This is a genomic window from Arthrobacter sp. JSM 101049, from assembly GCF_041679245.1.
GTDB lineage: Bacteria > Actinomycetota > Actinomycetes > Actinomycetales > Micrococcaceae > Arthrobacter_H.
Genome location: NZ_JBGFFC010000004.1, coordinates 197,295 through 214,251, shown reverse-complemented (window position 1 = coordinate 214,251; position 16,957 = coordinate 197,295). Strand labels below are relative to the sequence as shown.

Annotated in this window: 17 protein-coding genes; 13 read left to right on the top strand and 4 right to left on the bottom strand. The window is 68.8% G+C overall.

The genetic code is table 11. The features are described 5' to 3' along the window. Window positions 1–18: 18 nt before the first annotated feature. From AB8M85_RS13140 to AB8M85_RS13080, 13 genes are all read left to right on the top strand, one after another. Window positions 19–225, top strand: a complete 207-nt coding sequence (locus AB8M85_RS13140; RefSeq protein WP_372699280.1) for a ubiquitin-like protein Pup — start codon at window positions 19–21, stop codon at window positions 223–225. 2 nt (window positions 226–227) lie between these two features. Further along, window positions 228–1,007 carry a proteasome subunit beta gene (prcB, locus tag AB8M85_RS13135; RefSeq protein ID WP_372699279.1) on the top strand — a complete coding sequence of 260 codons (780 nt, stop codon included), beginning with the start codon at window positions 228–230 and terminating at the stop codon, window positions 1,005–1,007. Continuing rightward, the gene (gene prcA / locus AB8M85_RS13130) at window positions 1,007–1,741 is read left to right on the top strand and encodes a proteasome subunit alpha (protein WP_372699278.1); all 735 of its coding nucleotides are present in this window, start codon (window positions 1,007–1,009) and stop codon (window positions 1,739–1,741) included. Before prcB ends, prcA begins: the two co-directional genes overlap by 1 nt. Window positions 1,742–1,743: 2 nt before the next feature. Then, window positions 1,744–3,114, top strand: a complete 1,371-nt coding sequence (gene pafA, locus AB8M85_RS13125; protein ID WP_372699277.1) for a Pup--protein ligase — start codon at window positions 1,744–1,746, stop codon at window positions 3,112–3,114. 117 nt (window positions 3,115–3,231) lie between these two features. Next, on the top strand, window positions 3,232–4,185 hold the full coding sequence (locus AB8M85_RS13120; RefSeq protein ID WP_372699276.1) for an FKBP-type peptidyl-prolyl cis-trans isomerase: 954 nt from the start codon (window positions 3,232–3,234) through the stop codon (window positions 4,183–4,185). 18 nt (window positions 4,186–4,203) lie between these two features. Further along, on the top strand, window positions 4,204–4,599 hold the full coding sequence (locus tag AB8M85_RS13115) for an FKBP-type peptidyl-prolyl cis-trans isomerase (RefSeq protein ID WP_372699275.1): 396 nt from the start codon (window positions 4,204–4,206) through the stop codon (window positions 4,597–4,599). Between the two features lie 87 nt (window positions 4,600–4,686). Continuing rightward, complete coding sequence (locus AB8M85_RS13110; protein ID WP_372699274.1) at window positions 4,687–6,705, top strand: helix-turn-helix transcriptional regulator; 2,019 nt, start codon at window positions 4,687–4,689, stop codon at window positions 6,703–6,705. Then, complete coding sequence (locus AB8M85_RS13105; protein WP_372699273.1) at window positions 6,702–7,067, top strand: hypothetical protein; 366 nt, start codon at window positions 6,702–6,704, stop codon at window positions 7,065–7,067. Before AB8M85_RS13110 ends, AB8M85_RS13105 begins: the two co-directional genes overlap by 4 nt. Window positions 7,068–7,089: 22 nt before the next feature. Next, on the top strand, window positions 7,090–7,317 hold the full coding sequence (tatA, locus tag AB8M85_RS13100) for a Sec-independent protein translocase subunit TatA (protein ID WP_372699272.1): 228 nt from the start codon (window positions 7,090–7,092) through the stop codon (window positions 7,315–7,317). A 6-nt stretch (window positions 7,318–7,323) separates the two neighbouring features. Further along, window positions 7,324–8,127 (top strand): twin-arginine translocase subunit TatC, encoded by an 804-nt coding sequence (tatC, locus tag AB8M85_RS13095; RefSeq protein WP_372699271.1) that lies wholly within the window; start codon window positions 7,324–7,326, stop codon window positions 8,125–8,127. 51 nt (window positions 8,128–8,178) lie between these two features. Then, the gene (locus AB8M85_RS13090) at window positions 8,179–11,037 is read left to right on the top strand and encodes a DEAD/DEAH box helicase (protein ID WP_372699270.1); all 2,859 of its coding nucleotides are present in this window, start codon (window positions 8,179–8,181) and stop codon (window positions 11,035–11,037) included. Window positions 11,038–11,113: 76 nt separating this feature from the next. After that, window positions 11,114–12,775 (top strand): amidohydrolase, encoded by a 1,662-nt coding sequence (locus AB8M85_RS13085; RefSeq protein WP_372699269.1) that lies wholly within the window; start codon window positions 11,114–11,116, stop codon window positions 12,773–12,775. Window positions 12,776–13,153: 378 nt separating this feature from the next. Then, a complete protein-coding gene (locus AB8M85_RS13080; protein ID WP_372699268.1) occupies window positions 13,154–13,885 on the top strand; it encodes a polyprenol monophosphomannose synthase in 732 nt (243 codons plus the stop codon). A 91-nt stretch (window positions 13,886–13,976) separates the two neighbouring features. On the opposite strand, the gene AB8M85_RS13075 is transcribed toward AB8M85_RS13080, so the two are convergent. The 4 genes from AB8M85_RS13075 to AB8M85_RS13060 all read right to left on the bottom strand — a co-directional run bounded on the left by AB8M85_RS13075 (window position 13,977) and on the right by AB8M85_RS13060 (window position 16,953). After that, the gene (locus AB8M85_RS13075) at window positions 13,977–14,324 is read right to left on the bottom strand and encodes an RNA polymerase-binding protein RbpA (protein ID WP_372699267.1); all 348 of its coding nucleotides are present in this window, start codon (window positions 14,322–14,324) and stop codon (window positions 13,977–13,979) included. Window positions 14,325–14,520: 196 nt separating this feature from the next. Continuing rightward, window positions 14,521–15,429, bottom strand: a complete 909-nt coding sequence (locus AB8M85_RS13070) for an SPFH domain-containing protein (RefSeq protein ID WP_372699266.1) — start codon at window positions 15,427–15,429, stop codon at window positions 14,521–14,523. Between the two features lie 84 nt (window positions 15,430–15,513). Next, complete coding sequence (locus AB8M85_RS13065; protein ID WP_372699265.1) at window positions 15,514–15,981, bottom strand: NfeD family protein; 468 nt, start codon at window positions 15,979–15,981, stop codon at window positions 15,514–15,516. A gap of 114 nt (window positions 15,982–16,095) precedes the next feature. Next, window positions 16,096–16,953 (bottom strand): putative RNA methyltransferase, encoded by an 858-nt coding sequence (locus AB8M85_RS13060; RefSeq protein WP_372699264.1) that lies wholly within the window; start codon window positions 16,951–16,953, stop codon window positions 16,096–16,098. Window positions 16,954–16,957 lie beyond the last annotated feature (4 nt).

Genomic DNA, 16,957 nt, shown 5'->3' with positions numbered 1-16,957 from the left:
CGAGGCAAGGAGCTCCCCATGGCACAGGAACAACAGCGGCCGCAGCAGTCCACCCAGGACCAGGAGATCGAGGACGACGCCGGGACACCGGCACCCGCGCCCGCCTCGCCAGCCGCCCAGGCCCAGACACAGGACGTGGACGACCTGCTCAACGACATCGACGGCGTCCTGGAACAGAATGCGGAGGAGTTCGTGCGCGGTTTCGTGCAAAAGGGCGGCCAGTAGGCATGCGAACCCCCGAGGGGCCCTCCTTCGTCGACTACCTGGCGCGTGAACGGCCCGACCTGCTCCCGGCCCGCGATCCCGCCCCGGCGCCCGAGGGCGTGCGCCATGCCACGACCATCGCCGCCCTGGCCTACGACGGCGGGGTGGTCATGGCCGGGGACCGGCGCGCCACCATCGGCAACGTCATCGCCAGCCGCCACATGGAAAAGGTCTTCTCCGCCGACCGGTTCTCGGTGGTCGGGATCGCCGGCTCGGCCGGCATCGGCCTGGACCTGGTCCGCCTGTTCCAGGTCGAGCTGGAGCACTACGAGAAGATCGAAGGCGAACTGCTCAGCCTGGACGGCAAGGCGAACCGGCTGGCCGCCATGATCCGGGCGAACCTGGGGCGGGCCATGCAGGGCATGTCGGTCGTCCCGCTGTTCGCCGGCTTCGATCCGCGCCAGCAGACAGGGCGCATCTTCTCCTTCGACATCACCGGCGGCCGGTTCGAGGAGATCGAACACCACACCATCGGCTCCGGGTCGGTCTACGCCCGGGGGGCCCTGAAGAAGCTCTGGCGGCCCGGCCTCGACCCGGCGGCCGCAGTCCGGGTGGCCATGGAGGCGCTCTACGATGCCGCCGACGACGATTCTGCCACCGGGGGACCGGACCTGGTCCGGCACCTGTGGCCGGTCCTCTACCGGGTCGACGCCGACGGCGCCCTGAGGATCCCCGACGCCGAGCTGGCCGTGGTCGCCCGCGACATCGTCGCCGAACGCTCCACCGAGGCGCGGGAGGCCTGATGAGCGCGCAGTTCTACGTCTCGCCCGAACAGCTGATGAAGGACCGGGCGGACTTCGCCCGCAAGGGCATCGCCCGCGGCCGCTCCGTCATCGTGGCCAGTTGCCTCGACGGCATCGCCCTGATCGCCGAGAACCCCTCCCGGACGCTGCGCAAGATCGGGGAGATCTACGACCGGATCGCCTTCGCCGCCGTCGGGAAGTACAACGAGTTTGAATCCCTCCGGCAGGCCGGCGTGCGCTACGCCGACACCCGCGGCTACTCCTACGACCGCGAGGACGTCACCGGCCGCGGACTGGCCAGCGTCTACGCCCAGAGCCTCGGAGCCGTCTTCACCGCCGACACCAAGCCGTTCGAGGTCGAACTGGCCGTCGCGGAAGTGGGGGAGGACCCGGCGGCGGACCAGCTCTACCGGGTGAACTTCGACGGTTCGATCTCCGACGAACCCGGCGTCGTGGTGATGGGCGGGGACGCCCAGGCGCTCGCCACCGCCCTGGAGGGGGCCTGGGGCGGCCGCGATCTGGCCGGCACGTCCTTCGACGAGGTCATCCGCACCGCGGCGGCGGCACTGCCCCAGGCCGCCGGGACGCTGGAGGCCGGAACCCTGGACGCTGACCTGTTCGAGGTGGCGGTGCTGGACCGGGTCCCGGCGGACCCGCGGGCCACCCGACGCACCTTCAGACGCTATAACAAGGACGAGGTCCTGCGGACCCTGGCAGGAAAGGACGGTGCCTGACCATGGACCGGCGCATTTTTGGGATCGAAACCGAGTACGGCATCGCCTATTCGTCGCCCACCGGACGGCCGCTGACCCCCGAGGAGGTCGCCCGCTACCTGTTCAAGCCGGTCGTCGCCTGGGGGCGCAGCTCGAACGTCTTCCTCACCAACGGTTCCCGCCTCTACCTCGACGTCGGGTCCCACCCCGAGTACGCCACTGCCGAATGCGACGACGTCACCCAGCTGATCGCCCACGACCGGGCGGGCGAGTCGATCCTCAACGGGCTCGTCTCCAGCGCCGAGGAGCTGATGCGCGCCGACGGGCTGGAGGGGTCGATCTACCTGTTCAAGAACAACACCGATTCCGCGGGGAACTCCTACGGCTGCCACGAGAACTACCTGATCCCCCGCAAGCTCGAATTCGCCCGGCTGGCCGAGATCCTCATCCCCTTCCTGGTCACGCGCCAGCTGATTGCCGGGGCCGGAAAGGTGCTGCCGGTCGATGGCGAGCACCGGTATGCCTTCTCGCAGCGCGCCGACCATGTCTGGGAAGGCGTCTCCTCGGCCACCACCCGCTCGCGTCCGATCATCAACACGCGGGACGAGCCGCATGCCGACGCCGAATATCACCGGCGGCTGCACGTGATCGTGGGGGACTCGAACATGTCCGAGACCACGCAGCTGGTCAAGGTCGGCTCGACGGACCTGATCCTGCGCATGATCGAGGCCGGCACCATCATGGAGGACCTGCGCCTGGAGAACCCGATCCGCAGCATCCGCGAGATCTCCCACGACCTCACCGGCCGCCGTAAGGTGCGCCTAGCCAGCGGACGCGAGCTCAGCGCGCTGGAGCTGCAGGAGCTCTTCTTCGCCAAGGCCACCGCCTTCGTCGAACGCCACGGCGCCCACACCCCGCACCTGCCGCAGGTGATGGACCTCTGGCGCCGGGCGCTGGACGCCGTTGCCAGCGGCGACGCCTCCGGCATCGACACCGAAATCGACTGGGCGATCAAGCAGCGGCTGATCCGGCAGTACCAGGACCGCCACGGCCTGGAGTTGTCCTCGCCGCGCATAGCCCAGCTGGACCTGACCTACCACGACATCGATCCGCGCCGTGGCCTGTTCTCCGTGCTGCGCTCGCGCGGACGCGTGGCCACCGTCGTCTCCGAGGCGGACATCACCGACGCCGCCGAAAATCCCCCGCAGAGCACCCGCGCGAAACTGAGGGGGGACTTCGTGCGCGCGGCCAAGGAGGCCGGACGCGACTTCACGGTCGACTGGGTCCACCTCAAGCTCAACGACCATGCCGGGCAAACCGTGTTGTGCAAGGACCCCTTCGCCAACACCGATGCGCGGGTCGAGGAGCTGATGGGCCTGATCCCCGGCCGGTAGCCCGGCGTGCCGCCTCAGGTCTTTCACAGGGATCGCCCCTAAGCTTGATGTGGCTTGGAACCGGCGACCCCGCCGGACGGCCGCCCATGACGACCGAATACAAGGAAAGTGGATTCTGTGCGCAAGCTGTTGGCACTGGTTCTCGGGTTCGCGCTGCTCGCGTTGACAGCCTGCGGAGCCGGAACCCCCAAGACCGTGGGGGCGGCCGAGCCGCTCTCCTCCATCAAGTTGACGCCCGGCAAGGACGACAACTCGGCCCCCAAGGTCGAATTCGACACCCCGCTGAAGGCCACCGAGCCCGGGGCGAAGGTCCTCGAGCAGGGTGATGGGGCGGAGGTCAAGGAGGGCCAGACCGTTTCCTACAAACTCGCCGGCTACAACGTCGAGGACGGCACCGAGGTGGGCAACACCTTCTCCCAGCCGGCCCTGGCCATCCAGGTGAACGATCAGCTGAAGTCCATGGACGCCGAGATCCACGACATCCTCGTGGGCACCAAGGTCGGTGCCTGGGTTGCCTACATCCACCCGGAAGCCGCCCCCGAGACCGGGGAATCGGACAAGGACAAGTCAGCGCCCGCCGAGGAAACCCCGGTGCAGCAGCTGCTGATCCTGAAGGTCGTGGACGCCAAGTCGCCGGCGATCAGCTTCGAGAAGCAATCGGGGGATGCGAAGAAGGGCGAGGAGGCCACCGCCGAGCTCGGCAAGGATGGCCAGGCCACCGTGAAGATCCCGGCCGGCAACGAACCGCCGTCCGATCTGAAGGTCACCACCCTGAAGGAAGGCGATGGCGCAGCGGTCAAGAAGACTGACACGATCACCGTGGACTACGCCGGGGCCCGCTGGGAGGACGGCCAGCAATTCGACTCCAGCTACGACAGGGGCGAGGCGGCCACCTTCGGCCTCGACCAGGTCATCAAGGGGTGGACCCAGGGACTCGAGGGCGTCAAGGAGGGGTCCACGGTCCTGCTGACCATCCCCGGCAAGCTCGCCTACGACGGATCCCCCGGCAAGCCGCAAGGTACCCTCGTATTCATTGTTCACGTGAAGTCCATCGAGCAGGCTTCGAAGTAGAGACACGAAAGGACATCCATGTCTTTTGGAAAGCGCGAGTACGACCGCACCAAGCCGGAAGTTGATTTCCCCGGCGAGAACCCGCCCACCGAGCTGGGCATCGAGGACCTCATCGTCGGCGACGGCGTCGAGGCCGCCCCGGGCAACACGGTCTCGGCCCACTACGTCGGTGTGGCCTGGTCCACCGGCGAGGAATTCGACGCGTCCTGGAACCGTGGCGAACCGCTGGACTTCCGGGTCGGCGTCGGCCAGGTCATCCAGGGTTGGGACCAGGGCATCATCGGGATGAAGGTCGGCGGACGCCGCCGCCTGGAGATCCCCTCTCACCTGGCCTACGGCGACCGCGGAGCCGGATCGGCCATCGCCGGTGGCGAGTCCCTGATCTTCGTGGTCGACCTGGTGGACGTGCGCTGACCCGTCCGCACCGCACGACGGCGCCGCCCCGGTTCCTGGCAACAGGCCCGGGACGGCGCCGTCGTGCTTTCTAGTAACGTAAGGCGTGTGTCTGCCAAACGAAACGCGGGTGCGCCCTCGCGCACGGAAAAGCTCGTCAGCCTCACCTACGCCCTGATGTCCCGGCGCCGTGGGTACACGCGGGCGGAGCTGCGCGGCATCGTCGACGACTACCAGGGCCTGTCCGACGACGCGTTCGAGCGGAAGTTCGAGCGCGACAAGGAGGACCTGCGCGCGCTCGGCATCCCGCTGGAGACCCTGGTCGGGGACGCCTACTACGGCAACGACCGGCAGGACACGCACTACCGGGTCCGCCCCGAGGAATACCGCCTGCCTCCGGTGTCATTCGCACCCGAGGAAGCCATGGCCCTGGGACTGGCCGCGCGCGTCTGGAAGGACCCGACGATTGCCAGCGCGGCGGACCGGGCCTTCCATCGGATCTCCCCGGCCGCCGCAGCAGACCCCGATGCCGCCGGCGCCGCCTTCGAGACTTTCGAACCCCGTCTGCACGCCGCCGACGCCGTTTTCCGCGACCTGCTCGGAGCCGTCTGGGACCGCTCGCCGATCCGCTTCACCTACCGCTCGCCCTCCGGGGAGGCTGCGGTGCGCACGCTGGAGCCGTGGGGGATCGGCAACCGCTTCGGCCACTGGTACCTGGTCGGCTGGGACCGCGACCGCGACGGGCAGAGGATTTTCCGGCTCTCGCGCATCGTCTCCGAGATCGCCCGCCGGCCCGGCACCGTCCAGCGGCCCGAGGGCTTCCGCGTCGGCGACGTGCTGGACGGCCTGGATCCCGATGCGGCACGCCAGCGCGCGACGGTTCGCCTGGCCCCGGGCCGCGGACTGGCCCTGCGGGCCCGGGCCGACGCCGACGCCTCCGATGCGGAAGCCGGCACCTTCTCCTTCGACTACCAGGATGACGAGGCCACCAGCGCCGAATTGGCCGAGCTCGGTCCGGCGGTCGCGGTCGCCGGCCCGGGGCCACTGCGGGCCGCCGTCGTCCGCCGGCTCACCGGGGCCCTGGAGACGCACCAGGGTCCCACCCCCGAATACGCCTTCGGCCAGTCCCGCCCTGGTGGCCGCCCCTCGACCTCGGACGTCGTGGCCCGGGCGCTGGACATCATCGCCTACGTCGTGCGCGAAGGCGCCCCGCTGATCAACGAGACCGCCGCCCACTTCGGGCTCAGCCGGCGGCGCCTGATCGAGGACCTGACGATGATCCAGCTCTGCGGGGTGCCCAACGGCCTGCCTGATGAACTGATCGACGTCGACTTCGAGGGCGACCGGGTCTCCATCGCCAACGCCGAGGGCCTGGCCGCGCCGATCAGGTTGAACCTGGTCGAGGCCTTCTCCCTGCTGGTCGGCCTGCAAACGATCCTCGACCTGCCCGGGACCGAAGACCGGGCAGCGGCCCGTGGCGCCCTGGAGAAGCTCCGCTCCGTGGCCGGGGAGTTCGCGGACCTGGACCGTGTCGCTTCCGCGCGGTTGGCCGCCACCGAGGCATCCGGGACGCGGGACACCGTGACGGCAGCCATCGCCGGCACGCAGGTCCTGCACCTGCGCTACTACCATCCGGGACGGGACGAGATCAGCGAACGCGACGTCGAACCGATCCGCTTGCTCGAAGACGGCGGGCGCACCTACCTGCAAGCCTGGTGCCGCACTGCCACCGGGCAGCGGAACTTCCGGCTCGATCGGATCCTCGCCGCCACCACGTCCGGCGAGGGGTTCACCCGCGTGCCCGCACGCCATACGCCCGCGGAAGGCGCCCTGTACACGCCCGCGACGGAGGACACCGTCGTCGTGCTTGGATTCGCCCCCCGGATCCAGCGGCTGGCCACCGAATTCGCGCCCTGGCAGAGCACCAAGACCAAGGACGGCACACTCATCGCGCAGGTCGGCATCGCCGAGGCCGCGCAGCTGCCCGGGCTCGTGGCCCGCCACGGCGGGGAACTGCGGGTCATCGATCCGCCGGAGGCCGCCGATGCCGTGCGCAGGTGGCTGCACGGGGCGCTGGCGGCGGACCGCGAGCAGCAACCCCACTCGTCGACGAAGGAGAACGCATGATGCCCTGGTGGTTCTGGATACTGCTGTGGGTCGTGCTGGCCCTGGCCACGCTGGTGTTCCTGGGCCTGTGCGCCCTGCATCTGTACCGCCGGTTCATGGCCCTGGCCCAGGAGGTCGGCACGGCCGGCGATGCCCTGGTGCTGCCACCGGGCGAGCCGCTGGAGGAGGACCGCCGGACAGATCCCCTGCCCGCCGTCGGGGTGGCCGCGCTCTTCCGTTCCCCCGAGGTCGCCAGGGCCGAGTACGACGCCGGGAAGCTCGCCCGGCGCCGGGCACGGCGGGACCGGCGCGTCGCCGGGAAACGTGCCAGGGGGCGGGCCCAGCGGGTGCGAGACCTGTACCCGCGTGACGTAGACTTGTAGGCAGACGAAAGGAAGTTCCCCCATGGGTGGTCTACAGGGATGGCACATTGTCATCATCGTTGTCCTGGCGCTGATCCTCTTCGGTGCCCCCAAGCTCCCCGGTCTGGCCCGTTCCCTGGGCCAGTCGATGCGCATCTTCAAGTCCGAGGTCCGCCAGATGAAGGACGACGATCCGAAGGATCCGAAGTCAACGGATGAGACTGTCGAGGGCAAGGTCGTCGATCCCGACCACCGCGGGCCCAAGCTCTAGTCCTCTGTGGCGCACAAAACAGGGCGCAACTCCAACCCCGAGGGGAGGATGGCGCTCAAGGAACACCTGCTCGAGCTGCGCAACCGGCTTTTCATCTCCCTCGGGGCGCTTTTCGTCGCGGCGGTCGGCGGCTTCTTCCTCTACCGGCCCGTCCTGGCACTGCTGATCCAGCCGTTGAAGGACGCCGGCGGGATGGCGAACTTCAGCACGGCGGTCTCGCCGTTCGACATCATGATCAAGGTTTCGCTCTTCCTGGCCCTGGTCATCGCCTCCCCGGTCTGGCTCTACGAGCTGTGGGCCTTCATCGTGCCGGGGCTGAAGAAGAAGGAAAAACGCACCGCGCTGGGCTTCATCGGCGTGGCGGTCCCGTTGTTCCTGCTGGGCATCTTCCTGGGCTATTGGGTCCTGCCCCACGCCTTGGTCTTCTTCCTGGGGCTCACCCCGGACATCGCCGTCAACCTGATCACCGTTCCGGAGTACCTCAGCTTCGTGCTGCGGCTGCTGCTGGCCTTCGGGCTGTCGATGATCATCCCGGTGCTGCTGGTGGGCCTGAACATGATCGGCATCCTGCCCGGCCGGATCATCGTGAAGAACTGGCGCATCACCGTCTTCCTGATCTGCCTGGTCGCAGCCATGGCGGCGCCCGGTGGCGACGCCCTGACGATGTTCGTGCTGGCAGGGCCCTTGCTGGTGCTCTTCGCCGCGGCGACCGTCTTCTGTCTGGTCAACGACAAGCGGCGGGCCAAGCGCCGTGCCGAACAGGAAGAGGAAAACGAACGGCTGATCGCCCACGGCGACTCGATCGACTGACTCCAGCCGATGCCCGGATAGGGTGAAACTGTCCCCGACAACGTCGAACCCATGAAGGGGTGGTCAGGCATGGGCTCTCCAGCAGAGCAGTATGCCGCGTGGCGCGAACGCGCGGCTGAGGCAAAAACAGAACTCGGCATCTTCCGGCGCGGACTGGACTTCGACCTCGACGCCTTCCAGATCGAGGCCTGTGCCGCCGTCGAGCAGGGCCGCGGCGTCCTGGTTGCCGCCCCGACCGGTGCCGGGAAGACCGTGGTGGGCGAATTCGCCATCCATTGCGCCCTGAAGCGCGGCCTCAAGGCGTTCTACACCACGCCCATCAAGGCGCTGAGCAACCAGAAGTTCAACGAATTGGCTGCCTACTACGGGCCCGAGCGGGTGGGGCTGCTCACCGGGGACACGACCATCAACGGCGAGGCCGATGTGGTCGTGATGACCACCGAGGTCCTGCGCAACATGCTCTACGCCGACTCGGACACCCTCACCGGCCTGGCCTATGTGGTGATGGACGAGGTCCATTACCTGGCGGACAAGTTCCGCGGTGCCGTGTGGGAGGAGGTCATCATCCACCTGCCCCAAAACGTCCAGGTGATCTCGCTGAGTGCCACGGTATCGAATGCCGAGGAGTTCGGAGGATGGCTGGACACGGTGCGAGGGGACACCGCGATCGTGGTCTCCGAACACCGCCCCATCCCGCTCTGGCAGCACGTGATGGCCGGCGGCCGGCTGCTCGACCTCTTCGCCGGCGACGTCGCCTTCGACGAGGCGGCGGCCATCGAGGGCGGATCGCCGGAACGGGAGATCGCGGTCAACCCCGAGCTCATCCGGTTGGCCCAGCGCGACGAACGGCGCAATTTCCGCGGCGGCGGCGGTCGGGCCCACCGGCGCGGCAGGGGACACGCCGGCCCACCGCGTCCTGCCACCCCACCGGAGAAGCACCGGGTCTCGCGTCCGGAAATGGTGCTCTCGCTGGACCAGGCGGGGCTGCTGCCGGCCATCGTCTTCATCTTCTCCCGCAAGGGTTGCGACGCCGCCGTCGCCCAGTGCGTGCGGACCGGGTTCTTCCTGACCACCGAGGCCGAGTCGGCGCGCATCGAGCAGGAAATCGACGCCGTCGCCCAGGAGATCCCGCCCGACGACCTGGAGGTCATCGGGTTCTGGGCCTGGCGGGAAGGCCTGCTGCGGGGGTTCGCGGCCCATCATGCCGGCCTGCTGCCGATCTTCAAGGAAGTCGTCGAGAAGCTCTTCGCGCAGGGGCTGGTCAAGGCGGTGTTCGCCACCGAGACCCTCGCCCTCGGTGTCAACATGCCCGCGCGTTCGGTCGTGCTCGAGAAACTCGAGAAGTTCAACGGGGAATCACACGTGTCCATCTCGGCCGGTGAATACACCCAGTTGACCGGACGCGCCGGGCGACGCGGGATCGACGTGGAGGGCCACGCCGTCGTGCTCTGGCAGCCCGGGACCGACCCGGCCGCCGTAGCGGGCCTGGCCTCCAAGCGGACCTACCCGTTGAACTCCAGCTTCCGGCCGACCTACAACATGTCGCTGAACCTCTCGTCGCAGTTCGGGATGGGACGGGCGCGCAGCATCCTGGAGTCCTCGTTCGCCCAGTTCCAGGCGGACCGCTCGGTGGTCGGGATGGCCCGCCAGGTGCGCAGCCGCCAGGAGTCCATGGCCGGCTATGCCGCGTCGATGGCGTGCCACCTGGGTGACTTCGAGGAGTACTCGCGCATCCGCCACGAGCTGGGGCAGGCGGAGAAGGACGCCTCGCGCACCGCGCACCGCATGCGGCGCTCTGCGGCCGAGGAGTCGCTGGAACAGCTCATCCCGGGCGATGTGATCGACGTTCCCGGGCCGCGCCGGCTGGGCCGCTGCGTGGTCATCGCCGTCGCCGATTCGCTGCGTGACCGCCGGCCCACGGTGCTCACGGAGGACCGGCAGGTCCGCAGGGTCGGCGTCCAGGACCTGGAGGGGCCCGTGGAGGTCATCTCCCGGATCCGGATCCCGAAGTCCTTCACCGGCAAGACGCCCAAGGAACGCAAGGACCTGGCGGCCTCGCTGCGCAATGCACTGCACGAACGCCGCCCGCCGCGCCGCGGTGCCAGCGGCTTCGACTTCCCCGGGACGCAGAAGCAGGAGGCCCGCATCACCGAGCTGCGGCGCCAGCTCAAGCGCCATCCCTGCCACGGCTGCAGCGAACGCGAGGACCACGCCCGCTGGGCCGAACGCTGGTGGAAGCTTAAGGCCGAGACGGACCGCCTCTCCGGGCAGATCGCCGGCCGGACCAACACGATCGCCAAGACCTTCGACCGTGTCTGCGCGGTCCTGGAGCACTACGGCTACCTGGCCCTGCCCGAGGGCGGGACCGACGGCGGGACCGACGGCGGCGTCCTGGTGACCACTGCCGCCGGGAACAGGCTGCGCCGGATCTACGGCGAACGGGACCTGTTGACGTCCCTGGTCCTCGAATCCGGGTGCATGGACCGGCTGGGCGCGGCAGAGCTCGCCGGCTTCGTGACGACCCTGGTCTACCAGGCCAAGCGGGAGACCTCGGGCGTGCACCCGAAGATGCCCAGTCCGTCCGTGGAGGCCGCCTGGGAGGTGGCCGTGCGGAACTGGTCCGAACTGACCGACCTGGAGGTGGTCCACCGGCTGCCCGAGACGGCCGAGCCGGATTCTGGGCTGGTCTGGCCGATGTACCACTGGGCCCGGGGCAAGGACCTGAAGGACTGCCTGCGTGGCACCGACCTGGCGGCCGGGGACTTCGTCCGGTGGGCCAAGCAGGTCATCGACACGCTCGACCAATTGGCCAAGGTCCCCGAGCTCTCCCCGGTCCTGGCCGGGCGTTGCCGGGCAGCCGTCGATGCCGTCCGACGCGGCGTCGTCGCCTACTCCAGCGTGGCCGACTAGGAGCCGTTCCGCGGCCCATCCGCCGCGCCAAGTTTTCCGGCGGCCCACCGGCCGCCCCTGCAGGAAGGAATGAGACATGCCCGAGCTGGTCATGTACCGCAACGGAGCCATCTACAGCGCGGCCGACCCGTTTGCCACCGCCATGCTGGTCGACGGCGCCTCCGTGGCCTGGGTCGGCCAGGAGGCCGCCGCCGATGCGCTGGTCGATGCGACCATGGAGGTCGTGGACCTCGAGGGTGCCCTGGTGGCCCCGGCCTTCGTCGACTCCCATGCCCACCTGACCGAAACCGGTGTTGCCCTGGCCTGCCTCGACCTGTCCGGATGCACTTCGTTGGCCGACCTGCTGGCCGCCGTGCGGCGCCGCGCGCAGGAGGAGCCGGGGCCGGTCGTCGGGGCCGGCTGGGATGAGAGCCTCTGGCCCGAGGGCCGGGTGCCGACGGCCGAGGAGCTCGAGGCAGCGGCACCGGGGCGTGAGGTGTATCTGACCCGGGTGGACGTCCATTCCGGCCTGGTGAACCGCACCCTGGCCCTGAACGTGGGCCTTGAGGGCGTCGATGGCTGGGAGGGCGGTCCCATCGCCGTCCGAGAAGCCCACACCCGCGTCCGCGACCACGTCCTGGCGTTCGACGCGGTGGCCCGTACCGGATACCAGCGGCGCGCCCTGCGTCATCTGGCCGCGAACGGGTACGCCGCCGTCGCCGAAATGGCGGCGCCGCACATCGGCACCCGCGAGGACGTCGTGGCGCTTGAGTCCCTGCTCGAGGCCGAAGGCGACGACCTGCCCGCCGTGCGCATCTACTGGGCCGAACCGGTCACCAGCGCCGACGCGGCACGCGAACTGCTGGCAGGCTTCAAGAGCAACCGCATGGCCGGGCTCGGCGGCGACCTGAACATCGACGGCTCGCTGGGCTCGCGCACGGCCTACCTGCGGGAGCCGTACACCGACGACCCCGCGGCCCGCGGCACACTGTACCTGGATGCCGACACCATCGCCGCCCACGTGCAGGCCTGCACCGAGGCCGGCATCCAGGCCGCCTTCCACGTCATCGGCGATGCCGGCATGGATGAGGCAGTTGCAGGGTTCCGCGCGGCAGCCGACCGGCTGGGCACGGCGGCGGTCCAGCGCGGCCGCCACCGCATCGAGCATGCGGAACTGCTCGACGACGCGGCCATCGCCACGCTGCTCGACCTCGGCGTGACCGTCTCCATGCAGCCCCTGTTCGACGCCATGTGGGGCGGCCCCGGCGGGCAGTACGAGCAGCGGCTGGGCGCCGAACGGTCGGCGGCCATGAACGAGGTCGGCCGGCTGCTGGCCGCGGGCGTGCCCGTCTGCCTGGGCTCCGACAGCCCGGTCACCCCGACGAGCCCCTGGGCCACCGTGAAGGCCTGTCTGGAACACCACACGCAGAGCTCGCGTGTTTCGGCCCGGGCGGCCTTCGTGGCCCATACCCGCGCGGGCTACCGGGCCGCCGGTGACCCGGACCCGCTGGCCGGACAACTCGTGCCCGGGGCCGAGGCGACATTCGCGGTCTGGGCCGCGTCCGAACTCTCCGTGCAGACCCCTGACGCCCGGGTGTCCTCCTGGAGCACCGACGCACGCGCGGGAACGCCCATGCTGCCGGTCCTCGAGGACGAACTGCCCACCTGCCTGCAGACCGTGCGCCGTGGACGGTCGATCTTCACCTCGTCCCCGGTGGAAGCCGGAACAAGCGGATCGGGGGCCGCGGTAGGGTCCTGACTGACTAGGCGCTTTCCCTGAAACCCCTAGTCAAAAAACAGTTGACAGGGCGTTGGAAGCAGATAGGCTGGGTTCTCAACGGCGATGGTAGTTAGGCCTACGACGTCGCGCCGGCATCTCGGCAAATAACAACACAGGCAAGGCCCCGGGAGCAGTAGAAAACAAATCGATAGCGCACTCGTGTGCTCTTTTTGGTCCGAAGTTCCCGGGGTCTTTCCATGTCCGGACTACGGCTGCCCGTATACTGGGACATCGGCTTTCACCGCGGTTGCATCCGCAGGGAAGCGGACCAGCGGTCCGTCGCCGTGTACAGGGGCCCCGCCGGGGCCAGTTCGAGGTCCACCGGGCCGCCGAGACAGCTCAGAAGGGTAAAACCGCGTGCGGGTAATCACCATCATTCCGACCTACAACGAGATCGAGTCGCTCCCCATCACCATCAAACGGCTGCGGGAGTCCGTCCCGGAGTCGGATGTGCTGGTGGTCGATGACAACAGCCCGGACGGAACCGGTGAATTCGCCCGGAAGCTGGGCGAGGATGACCCGCAGATCCACGTGCTGCACCGCGAGGGAAAGGCCGGCCTCGGCGCCGCCTACCTGGCGGGCTTCAGCTGGGGCCTGGAGCAGGGCTATGACGTCCTGGTCGAACTGGACGCCGACGGATCCCACCAGCCCGAGCAGCTGCCGCGCCTGCTGCAGGCCCTGACGGCCCAGGACGCGGACCTGGTCATCGGCTCCCGCTGGGTCCGGGGCGGCAGCGTCGTGAACTGGCCGTCCTACCGCAAGCTCATTTCGTTGGCCGGCAGCACGTATTCCCGGCTCATGCTGGGTCTGGGGATCCGCGACATCACCGCCGGATTCCGTGCCTTCCGGCGCGAAACCCTGGAGGCCCTGGACTTCAACGACGTCGAGTCCGTGGGATACGGCTTCCAGGTCGACATGACCTTCCGGGTCGCACTCATGGGAAAGAAGATCGTGGAGGTGCCGATCACCTTTGTGGAGCGCGAACTGGGTGTTTCGAAAATGAGCGGGAACATCGTGGTCGAGGCCATGCTCAACGTGACGCGGTGGGGGCTGACCGCCCGCTGGAAGAAGCTCACCGGTAAGCTCTGAGCCGGCCGTAGCCGCCGACGGCGAAGGGGCCGGGTACTGCACCAATTGGTGCAATACCCGGCCCCTTGCTCGTCAGGCCGGACCCGAGGTTCTAGGCGTCGACCTTTTCGCCGCGGGCGGTGCGCAACTTGTCGAGACGGTCCTTGAGGATCTGCTCCAGCTCGTCCACCGAACGGCGCTCCAGGAGCATATCCCAGTGCGTACGCACGGGCTTCGCGTTCGAGTCGTCGGGCTGCTCGCCGTTGACGAGCTTGGCTTCCTTGCCGGTCTTGGAGACCCAGGTGGGAGGGATTTCCGCTTCGGTGGAGAACATGACGAAGACCTGCTCCCCGTCCTCGCAACGGTATTCAACGCGCTGGCGCGGAGCCGGCTCGACGCCGGCCTCGGTCTCCATGCTCTGTGCGCCCAGGCGCATTCCCCGCAGACTGCGATCGCTCATGTTTTCTCCCTACTGCGTTCTGCTGCTGTTCGGCATCAACTACGTACACAACGCCGTTGGCGGGGCAATCATTCCCCGGCCCGACGGCGGAAGCCACAAAAACATCAGTATACGCGTTTCCGGGGACCGTCCGGCGCCGGGGGAGCCCCGGTGCCCAACGTGCCGGAGAGGCGTCCGGTGAGGTTACCTCCGCAGGCTACGGGTTCTTCGGGGCCGGTGCCGTATCGTCCCCGTCGGTGAAGTTGCCCAGTGCGCCGCCGATCCCCTTCAGGGCCTCGCCGACCTCGCTGGGGATGATCCACAGCTTGTTCGAGCTGCCCTCGGCCAGCTTCGGCAGGGTCTGCAGGTACTGGTAGGCGAGCAGCTTCTGATCGGGGTTGCCGGCGTGGATGGCGTCGAAGACCTTCTCGATGGCCTGGGCCTCGCCGTCGGCCCGCAGGATCGCGGCCTTGGCATCGCCCTCGGCAGCCAGGATGGCGGCCTGCCGCTGCCCTTCGGCCGTGAGGATCTGGGACTGCTTGGTGCCCTCCGCCGTCAGGATCGCGGCGCGGCGGTCACGTTCGGCGCGCATCTGCTTCTCCATGGAATCCTGGATGGACAGGGGCGGATCGATGGCCTTGAGCTCGACGCGCGAGACGCGGATGCCCCACTTCCCGGTGGCCTCATCGAGGACCCCGCGCAGCTGGCCGTTGATCTGGTCGCGGCTGGTCAGCGCCTCCTCGAGGTTCAACCCGCCGACGACGTTGCGCAGCGTGGTGGTCGTCAACTGCTCGACCGCCTGGATGTAGTTGGCGATCTCATAGGTGGCGGCGCGGGGCTCGGTGATCTGGAAGTAGACGACCGTGTCGATCGAGACCACCAGGTTGTCTTCGGTGATCACCGGCTGCGGGGGGAAGCTGACGACGTTCTCACGCAGGTCCAGCAGCGGAAGCAGCCTGTCGACGAAGGGGATCAGCAGCGTCAGCCCCGGTCCGAGTGTGCGCTGGTATTTCCCCAGCCGTTCCACGATGCCGGCCCGCGCCTGTGGGACGATGCGTACCGACCGCAGCAGCACGATGATCACGAAGACCGCGAGTACTGCCAGGACGATGCCTAGGCCTGTCATATGTGGTTCCCCTATTCTGTGTGGCCCCGAGGGGCTGGTGGCGGAGCCGGCGCCGGATTGGCCTGCGCTGGTTCCGTCGAAGAACTAGTGCCCGTGCGCCCCGGCGGCACGGGTGGTGATGAAGGCGGTGGCGCCGTCGATCCGAACGACGGTGCCGTACATGCCGGGTGCCAGGGGCGTTTCGTCTTCGCTGCGCACGCTCCAGGTCTCGCCGCCGATTTTGGCCCTGCCGCCCATCTTCGTGGTGGGCTCGAGCACGAGGGCATCCTGGCCGACGAGGCGGTCGACATTGGTGAGCCGGTCCGCCGGTCCCTTGTGGAGCTGCCGCAGGGCAATGGGCCGCACGAAGAAGACCATCGCCAGGGAGAGCAGGCAGAAGACCAGCACCTGGAGCCAGAAGCCCCCGCCGGCCAGCGCCACGAACACCCCGCCGAGTGCGCCGGCACTGAGCATGATGAAGTAGAGGTCAAGGGACATCATCTCGACGATCGCCAGGACCAGGAAAAGGGCCAGCCAGAAAACCCAGGCATTCGCGATGACCCATTCGAACATTCCGCCACCTGCATCAACGTTGGGAGGGCACGTTCCGCCCTCGGTCCTTCCATCTTGCCCGACGGGCCCGTCCTCCATCATCACCCTTGGGAGGTATGTTCCCTCCGGAAGGCCCTATCGGCGGCGGAAAACCTGCAGGCGGAAGGCGGCCGTCACCACGTCCGGCAGCGGGCTTCCCGCCAGCCGGCGGCGGATGTCGGCCTCGTCGTGGTGGTGTCCGGCAGGCCCCATCAGGGCGAGGCGGACGGCGTCGTCATCCGAAAGACGCAGCGGCGTCCTGATCTCCCGGGAGCGCAGTGGCTCGAACGCGGGGCCGAGTGCCGCGGCGACGGATTCCTCCTTGCCGGCTCCGATGGAGAGCATGCCCAACGGTCCGATGGCCTCCGCGAGATGGTCGGGCAGGGGCGTGGCCACCAACGCGACGCCACCCGGGACGAGGACTCGGGAGAACTCCCCGCCGTTGCGCGGGGCGAAGACATCCATGAGCACTTCGAATTGGGCGTCGGCGACCGGCAACGGCCGCCACAGGTCCCAGACCAGGGCCCGGGTGCGCGGCAGCTTGGCCGCCCGCCGCATGGCGAACCGCGAGATGTCCAGTGCGACGGCCTCCGGCCGGGCCCCCCGCGTCGCCTCCAGGGCGCCGGCGACGGTGTCGAGGTAGTAGCCGGTGCCCGCTCCGGCATCCAGGATCCGGGGAATGCCCCCGGGAACGACGGCGGTGGACTCCTCGGCCAACGCGTCGGCCAGCGGGGCATAGTGTCCGGCGGCCAGGAACCGGGCCCGGGCCTCGACCATCGCCGGGGTGTCTTCGCGGAAGGTCGTGCCCCGGCCGGTGAGCAGGTTGAAGTAGCCCTGCTTGGCGGCGTCGAAACGGTGGCCGGCCGGGCAGGACAGCACCCGTGCCGGGGACCCGGCGGCCTCCAGGGACTCCGCGCACACCGGGCAGCTGAGGGCGATGGATTCGCGGATCACGGCT

Bases quoted from the DNA above. Each gene is read 5' to 3' on its own strand.
- AB8M85_RS13070 (WP_372699266.1), bottom strand. From the start codon at position 15,429: ATGACAGGCCTAGGCATCGTCCTGGCAGTACTCGCGGTCTTCGTGATC.
- tatA (WP_372699272.1), top strand. From the start codon at position 7,090: ATGGGTGGTCTACAGGGATGGCACATTGTCATCATCGTTGTCCTGGCG.
- AB8M85_RS13090 (WP_372699270.1), top strand. From the start codon at position 8,179: ATGAAGGGGTGGTCAGGCATGGGCTCTCCAGCAGAGCAGTATGCCGCG.
- prcA (WP_372699278.1), top strand. From the start codon at position 1,007: ATGAGCGCGCAGTTCTACGTCTCGCCCGAACAGCTGATGAAGGACCGG.
- prcB (WP_372699279.1), top strand. From the start codon at position 228: ATGCGAACCCCCGAGGGGCCCTCCTTCGTCGACTACCTGGCGCGTGAA.
- AB8M85_RS13105 (WP_372699273.1), top strand. From the start codon at position 6,702: ATGATGCCCTGGTGGTTCTGGATACTGCTGTGGGTCGTGCTGGCCCTG.
- pafA (WP_372699277.1), top strand. From the start codon at position 1,744: ATGGACCGGCGCATTTTTGGGATCGAAACCGAGTACGGCATCGCCTAT.
- AB8M85_RS13065 (WP_372699265.1), bottom strand. From the start codon at position 15,981: ATGTTCGAATGGGTCATCGCGAATGCCTGGGTTTTCTGGCTGGCCCTT.
- AB8M85_RS13075 (WP_372699267.1), bottom strand. From the start codon at position 14,324: ATGAGCGATCGCAGTCTGCGGGGAATGCGCCTGGGCGCACAGAGCATG.
- AB8M85_RS13115 (WP_372699275.1), top strand. From the start codon at position 4,204: ATGTCTTTTGGAAAGCGCGAGTACGACCGCACCAAGCCGGAAGTTGAT.
- AB8M85_RS13085 (WP_372699269.1), top strand. From the start codon at position 11,114: ATGCCCGAGCTGGTCATGTACCGCAACGGAGCCATCTACAGCGCGGCC.
- AB8M85_RS13140 (WP_372699280.1), top strand. From the start codon at position 19: ATGGCACAGGAACAACAGCGGCCGCAGCAGTCCACCCAGGACCAGGAG.